13 protein-coding genes are annotated in these 13,470 nt (G+C 69.0%); 6 read left to right on the top strand and 7 right to left on the bottom strand.

Going from position 1 to position 13,470, the window contains the following annotated elements:
• Positions 1-34: 34 nt before the first annotated feature.
• The 7 genes from ychF to AC5W54_RS02455 all read right to left on the bottom strand — a co-directional run bounded on the left by ychF (position 35) and on the right by AC5W54_RS02455 (position 7,060).
• Entirely contained in the window at positions 35-1,126 is a 1,092-nt protein-coding gene (ychF, locus tag AC5W54_RS02425; RefSeq protein WP_495960473.1) for a redox-regulated ATPase YchF, read from the bottom strand.
• A gap of 152 nt (positions 1,127-1,278) precedes the next feature.
• Entirely contained in the window at positions 1,279-1,863 is a 585-nt protein-coding gene (pth, locus tag AC5W54_RS02430) for an aminoacyl-tRNA hydrolase (RefSeq protein ID WP_495960474.1), read from the bottom strand.
• Positions 1,864-1,951: 88 nt separating this feature from the next.
• The gene (locus AC5W54_RS02435; protein ID WP_495960475.1) at positions 1,952-2,596 is read right to left on the bottom strand and encodes a 50S ribosomal protein L25/general stress protein Ctc; all 645 of its coding nucleotides are present in this window, start codon (positions 2,594-2,596) and stop codon (positions 1,952-1,954) included.
• A gap of 110 nt (positions 2,597-2,706) precedes the next feature.
• Positions 2,707-3,648: a ribose-phosphate pyrophosphokinase gene (locus AC5W54_RS02440; RefSeq protein WP_495960476.1), complete on the bottom strand. Its 942-nt coding sequence runs from the start codon at positions 3,646-3,648 to the stop codon at positions 2,707-2,709.
• A gap of 138 nt (positions 3,649-3,786) precedes the next feature.
• Positions 3,787-4,647, bottom strand: coding sequence for a 4-(cytidine 5'-diphospho)-2-C-methyl-D-erythritol kinase (gene ispE, locus AC5W54_RS02445; RefSeq protein ID WP_495960477.1), 861 nt, complete (start codon positions 4,645-4,647; stop codon positions 3,787-3,789).
• Positions 4,640-5,260 (bottom strand): lipoprotein insertase outer membrane protein LolB, encoded by a 621-nt coding sequence (gene lolB, locus AC5W54_RS02450; RefSeq protein ID WP_495960478.1) that lies wholly within the window; start codon positions 5,258-5,260, stop codon positions 4,640-4,642. The genes ispE and lolB overlap by 8 nt, the downstream gene beginning before the upstream one ends.
• Before the next feature lie 36 nt (positions 5,261-5,296).
• Positions 5,297-7,060, bottom strand: a complete 1,764-nt coding sequence (locus tag AC5W54_RS02455) for a tetratricopeptide repeat protein (protein ID WP_495960479.1) — start codon at positions 7,058-7,060, stop codon at positions 5,297-5,299.
• 168 nt (positions 7,061-7,228) lie between these two features.
• Between AC5W54_RS02455 and hemA the strand changes: the two genes are divergently transcribed.
• From hemA to AC5W54_RS02485, 6 genes are all read left to right on the top strand, one after another.
• Positions 7,229-8,497 (top strand): glutamyl-tRNA reductase, encoded by a 1,269-nt coding sequence (gene hemA / locus AC5W54_RS02460; protein WP_495960480.1) that lies wholly within the window; start codon positions 7,229-7,231, stop codon positions 8,495-8,497.
• A gap of 8 nt (positions 8,498-8,505) precedes the next feature.
• Positions 8,506-9,597 (top strand): peptide chain release factor 1, encoded by a 1,092-nt coding sequence (gene prfA / locus AC5W54_RS02465; RefSeq protein WP_495960481.1) that lies wholly within the window; start codon positions 8,506-8,508, stop codon positions 9,595-9,597.
• Between the two features lie 16 nt (positions 9,598-9,613).
• Entirely contained in the window at positions 9,614-10,462 is an 849-nt protein-coding gene (gene prmC, locus AC5W54_RS02470; protein WP_495960689.1) for a peptide chain release factor N(5)-glutamine methyltransferase, read from the top strand.
• Between the two features lie 181 nt (positions 10,463-10,643).
• Complete coding sequence (locus AC5W54_RS02475; protein ID WP_495960690.1) at positions 10,644-11,144, top strand: Lrp/AsnC ligand binding domain-containing protein; 501 nt, start codon at positions 10,644-10,646, stop codon at positions 11,142-11,144.
• A gap of 12 nt (positions 11,145-11,156) precedes the next feature.
• A complete protein-coding gene (locus AC5W54_RS02480; RefSeq protein WP_495960691.1) occupies positions 11,157-11,912 on the top strand; it encodes a HesA/MoeB/ThiF family protein in 756 nt (251 codons plus the stop codon).
• A 259-nt stretch (positions 11,913-12,171) separates the two neighbouring features.
• Positions 12,172-13,458: an NAD(P)/FAD-dependent oxidoreductase gene (locus AC5W54_RS02485; RefSeq protein WP_495960482.1), complete on the top strand. Its 1,287-nt coding sequence runs from the start codon at positions 12,172-12,174 to the stop codon at positions 13,456-13,458.
• The last annotated feature ends 12 nt before the right edge of the window (positions 13,459-13,470 follow it).

Consider the following 13,470-nt stretch of genomic DNA (forward strand, 5'->3'; position numbering starts at 1 on the left):
GCTTCGCCCTGGTGGCGTCAAGCACTACCGGCGCTCAGACGTTGAAGCGGAAGTGGATGACGTCGCCGTCCTGGACGATGTACTCCTTGCCCTCCAGGCGCCACTTGCCGGCGTCCTTGGCGGCCTGTTCGCCGCCCAGGGAGACGAAGTCGTCATAGGCAATGACTTCCGCGCGGATGAAGCCCTTCTGAAAGTCGGTGTGGATCACCCCGGCGGCCTCGGGGGCGGTGGCCCCGACCCTGACGGTCCAGGCGCGTACCTCCTTGACCCCGGCGGTGAAATAGGTCTGCAGGCCGAGCAGCTGGTAGCCGGCACGGATCACCCGGTCGAGCCCCGGCTCCTCCATGCCCATCTCGCCGAGGAACATGGCGCGTTCCTCATCGTCGAGCTCGGCGATCTCGGCCTCGAGCTGGTTGGATACCGGCACCACCACGGCACCCTCCTCGGCGGCGATCTCGTTCACCACGTCGAGGTAGGGATTGGTCTCGAAGCCGTCCTCGTTGACGTTGGCGATGTACATGGTCGGCTTCAGGGTCAGGAAGCCGAAGCTCTTGAGCTGGCGCTTCTCGTCGTCGTCGAGGCCGAAGCTGCGCAGGGGCTGGCCCTCGGCCAGGTGCGGCTGGATGCGCTCGAGGATCGCCTTGGTGGCGATGGCCTCCTTGTCGCCGCCCTTGGCCACGCGCACCAGGCGCTGGATCGCGCGCTCGACGGTGTCGAGATCGGCCAGCGCCAGCTCCATGTTGATGATCTCGATGTCGGACCGGGGGTCGACCTGGTTGGCCACGTGGATGACGTTGTCGTTGTCGAAGCAGCGCACCACGTGGGCGATGGCCTGTGTCTCGCGGATGTTGGCCAGGAACTGGTTGCCGAGTCCCTCACCCTTGGAGGCGCCTGCCACCAGGCCGGCAATGTCGACGAACTCCATGGTGGTGGGGATCACCTTCTGGGGCTTCACGATCTCGGCCAGCGTGTCGAGACGCGGGTCGGGCATCGGCACGATACCGACATTGGGCTCGATGGTACAGAACGGGAAGTTCTCGGCGTCGATGCCGGACTTGGTCAGCGCATTGAAGAGCGTGGACTTGCCGACGTTGGGCAGGCCGACGATACCGCAGTTGAAACCCATGGGATCTTCCTGGAAAGCGTGTTCGAAATTGGGATTGGCCGGTATTCTACAGTCGCTACGAGCTACGAGCTACGAGCTACGAGCTACGAGCTACGAGCTACGAGCTACGAGCAACGAGCTCGTGGCTCGATGCCCGGAACTCGCTAAGCCCGTCAGGGCTTGAAGCTGTGCAGCCGGTTCATGGCACGCGCCCAGTCGCCGGCCAGCGCCAGGGGCAGGGTGGCCAGGCACTCGTCGATGGCCGCCGCGATGGCGGCATGCTCGGCCTTGCCGGGGCGCCCCAGCACATAGGGGGTCACTTGCCGGGCGTCACCGGGATGGCCGATGCCGATCCGCAGGCGATGGAACGACTTGTCGTTACCGAGTGCGCTGATGGTGTCGCGCAGGCCGTTGTGGCCGCCGTGGCCGCCGCCCTGCTTGTAGCGCGCGGTGCCGGGGGGCAGGTCGAGGTCGTCGTGGGCCACCAGCAGCTCGTCCGGGGCGAGGCGGAAGAACTGGCAGAGCGCCGCCACCGCACCGCCGCTACGGTTCATGAAGGTGGTCGGGTTGAGCAGATGGAGGTCGTGGCGGTCGAACTGCACTCGCGCATGCAGGCCGAGGAACTTCTTCTCGGGGCGCAGTGTTCCTCCGGCCCGTCGGGCCACGGCCTCCACCAGCCAGGCGCCGGCGTTGTGGCGGGTGGCCTCGTAGTCGGCGCCGGGGTTGCCCAGCCCGATGATCGCTTTGACCTGGCTCATGCGTGCTGCCTCCAAAAAAAATCAAGCGCCGGGGCGCTTGATCGTAACCGGAAGGGCCGTGCCTGGCACGGCCCCGGAGCGCAGGGGATTACTCCTCGCCCTGCTCGCCTTCCTCGCCCTCGGCGGCTTCGCCCTCTTCCTCGCCACCACGGACCTTGGCCTTGGTGATGCTCAGGATGGCGTTGTCGTGGGCTTCCCCGTGGGTCAGGTCGACCAGGGTGACGCCGGCCGGCACCTTGAGATCGGAGAGGTGCAGGGTGGTGCCCAGCTCGACCGTGGCGATGTCGACTTCCAGGAAGTCGGGCAGGTCCTTCGGCAGGCAGCTGATCTGGACCTCGTTGGAGAGCACATGCAGCTCGCCGCCGTGGTCCTTGATGCCGGTGCACTTCTCTTCGCCCACCACATGCAGCGGCACGCTGATGGTGATCTCGTGGGTGGCGTCGATGCGCAGGAAGTCGGCGTGGGTGATCAGTGGCTTGAAGGGATGGCGCTGCAGGTCACGAACGACGACCTGCTCGTTCTTGCCGTCCACTACCAGGTTGATCACCGAGGAGAAGAAGGACTCGTCCTCGATGGCCTTGTAGAAGGGGGCCTTGTCGATGGAGATCGGCTGGGGGGCCTGCTCGCCACCATAGATGATGGCCGGCACCTGGAGGTTCGCACGACGCAGGCGGCGGCTCGCACCTTTCCCCAGGTCGTTACGAACGCTGGCATTGAGGGTAAAGTCGGACATGATGTTGCCTCTTGCATGATGTAAGAGAAGCGCTGCGGCCCGCGACCTGACCACAGCGTTCCCGAAAAGCCCCGAAGGGCGCTACTCCCGCGCCTGATTCCCGAAGAGACTCAGTGAAACATGGCGCTGACGGATTCTTCGTTGCTGACCCGGCGGATCGCCTCGGCGATCAGCCCGGCCACGCTGAGCTGGCGGATCTTGCCGCTGCGACGGGCGGTGTCGGACAGCGGGATGGTGTCGGTGACGACCACCTCGTCGAGCACCGAGCCGGTGATGTTGTCTACCGCGGGCCCCGAGAGGATCGGGTGGGTGGCATAGGCCACCACGCGGCGTGCGCCGTGCTCCTTGAGGGCCTCGCCGGCCTTGCACAGAGTGCCGGCGGTGTCGATCATGTCGTCGACCACCACGCAGGTGCGGTTGTCGATCTCGCCGATGATGTGCATCACCTGGGCCTGGTTGGCCTGGGGGCGGCGCTTGTCGATGATGGCGAGGTCGGCGTTGAGCTGCTTGGCGATGGCGCGGGCGCGGACCACGCCGCCCACGTCGGGGGAGACCACCACCAGGTCCTCGTAGTTCTGCCGCTCGATGTCGTCGAGCAGGATCGGTGAGCCGTAGACGTTGTCCACCGGGACGTCGAAGAACCCCTGGATCTGGTCGGCATGCAGGTCCATGGTCATGACCCGATCGACACCGGCCTTGACCATCATGTCGGCGACGATCTTGGCGGAGATCGGCACCCGCGCCGAGCGGACGCGACGATCCTGGCGGGCGTAGCCGAAGTAGGGCACTACCGCGGTGATCCGTGAGGCGGAGGCCCGACGCAGGGCGTCGACCATCAGGATCAGTTCCAGCAGGTTGTCGTTGGTCGGTGCACAGGTGGACTGCAGGACGAAGACATCCTTGCCGCGCACGTTCTCGTTGATCTCGACCGCGATCTCGCCGTCGCTGAACTGGCCCACCGTAGCGTTGCCCATGCGGGTGTCCAGACTCTCGGCAATCTTCTGGGCGAGTTCGGGATTGGCGTTCCCGGCGAAAACCATCAATTTTGACACGCGCAGCCACCTTTGCAGTGTTGGGGATCTCTGGGGGTCATGCCGTCGAGCCGGCTTCGGGGTAACTGCCTCGTCGCTTGGCGCTGGGCTCCGAGCCGGGCTCGCTACGAGCTGCCGCCCCGCTACCGGGCGCTGCACTCATCGACCCAGCACAGCATGGAGAGGAGAGCGGTTGAGCCCCTGCGCCATGAAGGCCTGCCAGCGGTGCCGGGTGGCGTCGGCCAGGAGGCTCGCGGCCTCGGCCTCGCTCTCGAGCCGGGCGAAGACACAGGCCCCGGTACCGGTAAGCATGGCCGGAGCTCGGCTCGAGAGCCAGTCGAGAGCCCGCGCCACCTCCGGATAGAGCTCCCTGGCCGTGGCCTCGCAGTCGTTGCGCCAGCTCGACGCTCCCCCCTGCAGTGCGCGCGCCATGGTAATCGGGGGGGTATCGCGTGTCAATTGTGCCGCCCCGAACACCGCCGGGGTGGAGACCGCCACGCCGGGGTGGAGCACCACGAACCAAGGGGCGTCGAGTTCGACCGGGGTGAGGCGCTCGCCGACGCCCTCGGCCCAGGCGGCCCGGCCGTGCACGAAGACCGGGACGTCGGCGCCTAGCCCCAGGCCCAGCGTCGCCAGGCGGTCGAGGTCGAGGTCGAGACCCCAGAGTCGGTCGAGACCGAGCAGGGCGGTGGCCGCGTTGGAGCTGCCGCCGCCCAGGCCGCCTCCCAAGGGCAGGCGTTTCTCCAGATGGATGTCGGCGCCGAGCCGGCGACCGGTCTCGGCCTGCAGCGCCCGGGCGGCCCGCAGGATCAGGTTCTCTTCGGCATCGACGCCGGGCAGCGCCGGGGTCAGGCGAATCTCGCTGTCGCCGCGCGGAACGAGGCGCAGGGTGTCGCCATGGTCGAGGAACTGGAACAGGGTCTGCAGCTCATGGTAGCCGTCGGGGCGCCTCCCGGTGATCAGCAGCAGGCGGTTGAGCTTGGCCGGGGCCGGCAGGGTGAGGGATCCCGGCTCAGGCATCGTCGAGGACCGGACGCCAGTCGGTGACCACCAGGGTGACCCGGAACTCGTCGATCTCCATGACCAGGCGGCGCGGCAGCCACAGCGCCTCCACCCGGACCCAATCGCGATAGTCGATCTGCCAGCCGTCCTGGCGCAGGCGCAGCGGGAACCCCAGTTCGTCGCGCTCGAGCCGGTGGGCGCTGGCCGGCGACGGCAGGCCGCGAATCCAGTCGGAGAGGGCGCTCACCGGAAGCGACCAGCCGAGTTGCTGCTCCATCAGCGCTTCCGGAGTCGCTGCCTCGAAGCGACCCTCGGCGGTGGTCAGCGAGAAGCGCCCCTCGCGCCCCTCCAGGGTGCTGCGACCGCTACCGAAGGGCCCGCTGATCAGCAGCCGGTAGTAATGGGGGTGCTGGCTCCAGTCGAGGGTGGCGCTGGTCGACTCCTCGGGGGTACGCAGGCCGGCCTTGCCGGCGAGCACCCAGGTGTCGAGAGTCTCGAGGCGCTCGGCCTGGGCCTGCCACTGGCCGGCGGCGCGCTCGCCGTCGGGGGCCGGAGCGGGGGCGGCACAGCCGGCCAGCAGGGCCAGGAACAGCAGCGACGTCAGCAGTCGCGGCAAGGTGGCATGGGGCATGGGCATCTCTCGTCGTGTGTTCGCGTCGGGCGACGCTCAGGGGATCAGCTCGGGGATGCGCTCGAGCAGGTCGTCGATCACCGGGCGCTCGTCGAAGCGCTCCACGGCCTCGCGCACCAGCGCCCGGGCTTCATCGCGACGCTCCAGTTCCCAGAGGACCTCGGCGAGGTGGGCGGCGATCTCCTGGTCGGGCATGGCGCCGTAGGCCCGCTCGAGCCAGGGCAGGGCACGCTCGGGGTCGCCGAGGCGGAAATGGACCCAGCCCAGGCTGTCCATGATGGCGGGGCTGCCCGGTTCGAGTTCATGAGCCCGCTCGATCATCTCCCGGGCCTCTTCCAGGCGCCCCTCGACGCCTTGATCGGCCAGGGTATAGCCGAGGGCGTTGAGGGCGGTGGCGTTGTCGGGGTTGCGCTCGATGACGCGCCCCAGGTCGCGCTCCATGGCCTCGAGGTCACCGGCCTCCCAGGCCCGCATGGCGCGCAGGTAGAGCAGCTGCTCGTCGTTGGGGGTGCGGTCCAGTTCCCGGTCGAGCAGGGCGGTGGCATCGTCGGGCCGCCCGGTGCGCTCCAGCAGTTCCACTTCGAGCGACACCAGGTCGGCGAAATAGGTTTCGTGGCGCAGGCGCTCGATGCGCAGGAAGGCGCGTGCGTCGACCAGGCGATCGTCCTCGATCAGCATGTTGGCGGCGCTCAGGCGTGCCGGCAGGAACTCGTCGCCCGGTGGCACCTGGCGATAATAGAGCAAGGCGTTGTCGACCTCGCCTTCCGCCTCGGCGATGGCGCCGAGCAGGAAGAAGGCCAGCGCCGGCGTGTCGGGCTCACCAACCAGCGGCAACAGCAGGCGTCGGGCCGGTTCGGGGTGATTCTCCTCCAGGTAGAGCCGGGCCAGCGCCAGGCGCAACTCCTGGTTGCCGTCCTGTGACTCGAGCAGGGCATCGGTCTGTGCCTCAGCGGCGTCGATGTCGCCCAGGCGCAGCTCGCTCTGGGCCAGCATCAGGATGAAGCGGGGATCGCCGGGGGCGATGGACAGGCCGCGGCGGGCCGCCTCCCGGGCCCGGAAATGGTTGCCGGACTCCTGGGCCAATCGCGCCTGGGCCAACCACAGCGCCGGCAGCTCGGGCGAGCGCTCGGTCAGCCGGTCGAGGCGGCGCTGGGCGGCGAGGGTGTCGCCCACGGAGACCTCCAGCAGGGCGGTGGCCAGCTCGGCGTCATCGTGCTGCGGGTGTGCGTCGGCCCCGGGGCGTGCCAGATGGTGCCGCATCAGTTGCAGCAGCGGGGCCGGGTCGGCATTCTCGGACAGTGCCAGCTCGACGAAGGCGGTCAGTTCGCCCTGGCCGCCGCGTGCGACCACCTGCAGCCGCTGGGCCAGGGCCTCCGTCCAGTCGCCGCGCTGCAGGGCCAGGCTGGCGAGCAGGCGGGTCGGGGCTTCCGAGCCGGGCGCCAGGCTGTGCCACAGCTCGGCGGTGTCGGTGAGCAACTGGGGGTCGTTGCTGAAGCGGGCGGCCAGGGCGGCACGCTCCACCAGTGCCACCGAGCGGTAGCGCTCGGCGCCCTCCAGATAGCCGAGGGTGGCGCGCCGGTAGTCGCCGCGCTGGCCGGCGAGTTCGGCGGTCAGCAGGCCCGCGAGGCCACGGGCATCCAGCCCCCGCTCGATGGGTGGCGCGCCGGCCAGCGGATCGTCGCCCGGCTCAATGACCGGGCCGACCGGGCTGGTCTGGCAGCCGGCGACCAGCATCGCCAGCGCCAGGGGCGCCAGGCGGGTGCGAATGGAGGGGAGGAGAGTGTCGAGTGCGGAGGGCATGCGCGTCTCGTTCAGGATGCCGAGCCGCCAGCATAACGGCTTGGCTGGCCGGGGCAAAGGTCGTCGCGACGCTCATGGCGCTCGTGGCGTCCGGCCTGTGTTAGAATCATGCGCCTCGAATGGGGTTGGACCCGCACCGCCGGAAGAACTAGCGAAGACGCCGAACGCATGACGCTGCTTGCCCTTGGAATCAATCACCGGACCGCGACCGTGGAGGTGCGCGAACAGGTCGCCTTCACGCCCACGCAACTGGCGTCGGCGCTCGGCGAACTGCGCGGCCTGCCCGAGGTGCGCGAGGCAGCGGTGCTCTCCACCTGCAACCGCACCGAGCTCTACTGCATCACCGACGCCAGCGGCGAGCAGGCGATTCTCGACTGGTTGGGCCGTTTCCATGGCCTCCCGGTGGAGGACCTGTCGCGCTGCGCCTATCACTACCTCGACAACGACGCCGCCCGCCACCTGATGCGGGTGGCGGTGGGCCTCGACTCCATGGTGCTCGGCGAGCCGCAGATACTGGGTCAGCTCAAGGATGCCTACCAGAGCGCGCGCGAGGCCAAGGGGCTGGGCGGAGAACTCGAACGACTCTTCCAGCACACCTTCGCCGTGGCCAAGCAGGTGCGTACCGAGACCGGAATCGGCCGCAACCCGGTTTCGGTCGCCTATGCCGCCGTCAGCCTGGCGAGCCGCATCTTCGACGACTTCTCCCGCTCGAAGGCACTGCTGATCGGGGCCGGCGAGACCATCGAGCTGGTGGCGCGCCATCTCTTCGAGGCCGGGGTGCGTCAGCTTACCGTGGCCAATCGTACCCGCGAGCGCGCCGACCGCCTGGCCGGCGCCCTGGGCGGCAAGGCGATCACCCTGGACGAGATCCCCGTGGCGCTGGAGCAGTCCGACATCGTCATCTCCTCCACCGCCGCACCGCTGCCCATCCTCGGCAAAGGCATGGTGGAGCGGGCGCTGAAGAAGCGCCGCCACCGGCCGATCTTCATGGTCGACATCGCCGTGCCCCGGGACATCGAGCCCGAGGTGGGCGAACTCGGCGACGTCTTCCTCTATACCGTCGATGACCTCGAGGAGGTGATCGAGGAGAATCGCCGCCATCGCCAGGTGGCCGCCGACCAGGCCGAGTCGCTGATCGAGCACGGCGTGGGCGTCTGGCAGCACGAACGGCGTATCCGCAGCGGCGGCGAACTGATCCGCGACTACCGCACCCGGGCCGAGGCACTGCGCGAACTCTCCGAGCAGCAGGCGCTGGCCCGCCTGGCCCGCGGCGAGGATCCCGAGGCGGTGGTGCGACGCCTTGCCCATCAGTTGACCAACCGCCTGCTGCACCGTCCCACCGTGGCGCTGCGCGAGGCGGCCTCCGCCGAGCGTCACGACCTGCTCGATGCCGCCACGGCACTGCTGCTCGACGGCTCATCCGACAAGACCCGATAGGACTGCCCATGAAAGCTTCCCTGCGTCAGCGCCTCGACGCCTTCGCCGAGCGATTCGAGGAGCTCGCCGCCCTGCTGGCGGAGCCCGAGGTGATCGGCGATCAGGCCCGCTTCCGCGACTACTCCCGCGAATATGCCGAACTCGAGGCACTGGTGGACGCATGGCGCGAATATCGTGCCATCGAGGGAGACATCGCGTCGGCCGAGCAGTTCACCGGCGACAGCGATGCCGAGATGCGCGAGCTGGCGGAACTGGAACTGGCCGAGGGGCGCGAGCGCCTCGCGGCCATGGAGGTGCGGCTCAAGCAGCTGCTGGTGCCCAAGGACCCCGACGACCGGCGCAACGTCTTTCTCGAGGTGCGGGCCGGCACCGGCGGCGACGAGGCGGCGCTGTTCGCCGGCGATCTCTTTCGCATGTATTCCCGCTACGCCGAGAAGCGCGGCTGGCGGGTCGAGGTGGTCAGCGCCAGCCACGGCGAGCAGGGCGGGTACAAGGAGATCATCACCCGGGTCAAGGGCGAGGGGGTCTATGCGCGGCTCAAGTTCGAGTCCGGCGCCCACCGTGTGCAGCGGGTGCCGGCCACCGAGTCCCAGGGGCGCATCCACACCTCGGCCTGTACCGTGGCGGTGATGCCCGAGGCCGACGAGGTGGGTGACATCGACATCAACCCCGGCGACCTGCGGGTGGATACCTTTCGCTCCAGCGGGGCCGGCGGCCAGCACGTCAACACCACCGACTCCGCCATCCGCATCACCCACCTGCCCAGCGGGGTGGTGGTGGAGTGCCAGGAGGAGCGCAGCCAGCACAAGAACCGCGCCAAGGCGATGTCGCTGCTCGCCGCGCGGCTCCGACAGAGCGCCGTGGCGAGCCGTCGCCAGGCGCAGGCCGATGCCCGGCGCAGCCTGGTCGGCTCGGGCGATCGCAGCGAGCGCATCCGCACCTACAACTTCCCCCAGGGGCGGATCACCGACCACCGCATCAACCTCACCCTCTACAAGCTCGGTGAGGTGATCAGCGGCGAGCAGCTCGACGAGGTGATCGAGCCCTTGATCCATGAATACCAGGCCGAGCAGCTCGCCGCCCTGCAGCAGGAGGCCTGATGTGCAGGGAGGAATAGTGCGGCTCGATGCCCTGCTGGCCCGGGCGACGGCGCGGCTGGCGCGTGCCGGCTCACCGAGCGCGCGCCTCGATGCCGAGGTGCTGCTGTGCCATGTGCTGGGGGTCGACCGCACCTGGCTCTACACCTGGGGCGACCGCGAGGCAACGGGGGTCGAGCGGGCCCGCTTCGAGGCGCTCCTCGCGGCCCGTGCCGGCGGCCGGCCGGTGGCCTACCTCACTGGCGAGCGTGAATTCTGGGGCCTGGCACTCGCCACCGACCCCAGCACCCTGATCCCGCGCCCGGACACCGAAGTCCTGGTCGAGGCGGCCCTCGCGCGGGCCGAGGCGCCGCGAGGGCGGCTGCTCGACCTCGGCACCGGCACCGGCGCCATCGCCCTGGCCTTCGCCAGCGAGCGCCCCGGCTGGCGGGTGCTGGGCGTCGACCGGGAGCCGATCGCGGTGGCATTGGCCCGACGCAATGCCGAGCGGCTGGGCCTCGCCAGTGCCGAGTTCCGCGAGAGCGACTGGTTCGCTGCCCTCGCCGGCGAGGCGTTCGAGCTGATCGTCGCCAACCCCCCCTACATCGCCGCCGACGACCCGCATTTGAGCGAGGGCGACGTGCGCTTCGAGCCCCGCCGCGCGCTGGTGGCCGGGGAGCAGGGCATGGCCGATCTCCTCCACCTGGTGCGCGAGGCCCGGGATCACCTCGCACCGGGGGGCTGGCTGCTGCTCGAGCACGGCTTCGAGCAGGCCGCGGCGGTGCGCCAAGCGCTCGCCGCCACGGGCTATGATGAGGTGGAGAGTCGCCGCGATCTGGCCGGCCATGAGCGGGTCGGGGTGGGGCGGTATCGCCATGCCCGACGTTGAGGCAACGGCACTGGAGCCGCGCGGTCCCCTGTGGTACATCTGGTGGCAGGAAAAAATTCCAGATGCCGCCATGATTTCGTGACCGAACACCAGAGAGTCGCCATCGGCATGGTGATTTTCAGTCGATTCGTCTGCCATGGCGGCGTCTCCAGCCACCCTCGACCGGCGTACCTACACGACCATGAAAGCCAAGACCCGCTCGCTCGACCGCATCGACCTCAAGATCCTGCGTTGCCTGCAGGAGAACGCCCGTATCTCCTATGTCGACCTGGCCTCCCAGGTGGGGCTCTCCACCACGCCCTGCCTGGAGCGCGTCAAGCGCCTCGAGCGGGCGGGGATCATTCGTGGCTACAAGGCGGTGCTCGATCCCCGGGCGCTCAAGGCCAATCTGCTGGTGTTCGTCGAGATCAGTCTCGAGACCCAGTCGCCGGCGGTGTTCGACGAGTTCCGCCGGGCCGTGGCCAAGCTGCCACAGATCCAGGAGTGCCACCTGGTCTCGGGGCAGTTCGACTACATTCTCAAGTGCCGCATCCCCGAGATGTCCGCCTATCGCCAGTTGCTCGGCGATGTGGTGCTGACCCTGCCCGGGGTCAAGGAGTCGAAGAGCTATGTGGTGATGGAGGAGGTCAAGGAGGACTTCTCGCTCCATGTGCCCGACATCGACGAGTTCGAGGACCAGTGATCCACCATGCCCATGAATGACGACGCCCTGCTGCGCTACAGCCGCCAGATCATGCTCGAACAGCTCGACATCGCCGGTCAGGAACGGCTGCTCGCCGGTCGCGCCCTGGTGGTCGGCGCCGGCGGGCTCGGCTCGCCGGTGGCGCTCTATCTCGCCGCCGCCGGGGTGGGGCGATTGGCCCTGGCCGACGCCGACGAGGTCGAGCTCTCCAACCTGCAGCGCCAGATCGCCCACGGCCAGGCCGACATCGGTCGCAACAAGGCCGCGTCGGCCCGGGAGGCGGCGCTGGCGCTCAACCCGGGCTGCGAGATCGTCACCCTGACCTCGCACCTGGAGGGCGAGGCGCTGGGGCGAGCGGTGCGTGAGGCCGACGTGGTGCTCGACTGTACCGATCGCTTCTCGAGCCGTTACGCCATCAATGCCGCCTGCCGGGTCGCCGGGGTGCCACTGGTGTCGGGCGCGGCGATCCGCTTCTCCGGGCAGCTCGCCGTCTTCGACCCGCGGGATGCCGAGAGTCCCTGCTACGCCTGCCTCTACCCGCCAGGGGGAGGAGAGAGCGGGGAGGGTGACGAGGTCCTCTCCTGTGCCGAGAGCGGCGTGGTGTCGCCCCTGGTGGGACTGATCGGCAGCTTCCAGGCGCTCGAGGCGATCAAGCTGCTCAGCGGTGCCGGCACCCCCCATCGGGGACTCTCCACCTTCGACGGCCTGACCGGCCAGTGGCGTCACTTCCGGGTACCGAAGGACCCGGCTTGCCCGGTCTGTGGCTGAAGGCGCTCATGCCTCATTGATGGGCTATTCTTGACGCCATGGCCACTCGTTCTGCGTGCCGGTGACCACCTTTCAGGGCCTTTTTCCCTCTTTTCAGGGTGATCTGTCGAGGAGGTGGCGCATCCAGTGGGCGAGATGGATGTCCCGTCATTGGTGGGTGTTGTTATTGAATACTTGACATTCCAGGGTCGGCTGGTGTCAAACTGGGGCATCACGAATAACAACGAGCGCTGCGCGCATGACGGCACAGGTTCCTTCCATGTTCCCCGCGTCCCCACGAGCCGCTTCCTGGTACCGCGACTCCGTCGCCGTCGACCTCGGCCCCTGTCCGGCACTGGCCGGCGAGGTGCGCGCCGATGTCTGCGTGATCGGCGGTGGCGTCACCGGCTGCTCGGCGGCCCTCCACCTGGCCGAGCGCGGCTACTCGGTGGTGTTGCTGGAGGCCGCCGAGATCGGTCATGGCGCCTCCGGGCGCAGCGGTGGGCAGATCCTGCCGGGGCTCGGCACCGATATCGCCACCGTGGAACGGGCACTGGGCATCGAGCGCGCCCGGGAGGTCTGGGAGATGAGCCGCGAGGCGGTGCGGCTGACCGCCGAGCGGATCGAGCGCCATGCCATTCCCTGCGAGCTCGCCTGGGGATACCTGCACGCCGCGGTCAAGCCGCGCCACGTCCGCGAGCTCCTGGCCTTTCGCGACCGCCTGGCCCGGGACTACGGCTACGAGGCGCTCGCCTGGCTCGAGGGCGACGCCCTGCGCGAGCATGTGGTCACCGAGGCCTATCCCGGGGCGCTGTTCGAGGGCGAGGGCGGGCATCTGCACCCGCTCAACTACACCCTGGGCCTGGCCCGGGCCGCCCGCGAGGCCGGCGCGACCCTCCATGAAGGCAGCCCCGCGGTCGAGGTGCGTCGCGGCCATCCCGCCGTCGTCGTCACCCCGGGGGGACGGGTGACGGCCGACTTCGTGGTGATGGGCACCAACGCCTTCCTGAGCGGCCTGGTCCCCGAATTCTCCGGGCGCATCATGCGTGCGGCCAACTACATCATCGCCACCGAGCCGCTGTCTGCCGAGCGGGCCGCTCAGGTTCTGCCGAAGAACGATGCCCTGTCCGACGCCAACTTCGTCCTCGACTACTACCGCCTCTCCGCCGACCGGCGCTTGATCTACGGCGGCGAGGTGAGCTACACCGGCCGCGAGCCGCGGGGGCTGCCGGCCCGCATGGACGCCAAGATCGCGCGTCTCTTCCCGGCGCTGCGCGGTGTGCACATCGACTATCGCTGGGGCGGCGAGGTGGCGATCACCCTCAACCGGGCGCCGGACTTCGGCCGCGTGGGCGACAATCTCTATTATGCCCAGGGCTACTCCGGCCACGGCATGGCGCTGGCGGGACTGGCCGGCAAGCTGATGGCCGAGTCCGTGGCCGGGCAGAGCGAGCGCTTCGATGTCTTCGCCGCCATGCCGCACCGGCGCTTCCCCGGTGGGGAGCGGCTGCGCATGCCACTGTTGCTGCTGGCCACCGCCTTCTACAAGTTGCGCGATCGACTCTGAGCGATCCCGAGG

Source organism: Halomonas sp. LMYGS-3 (assembly GCF_059509875.1).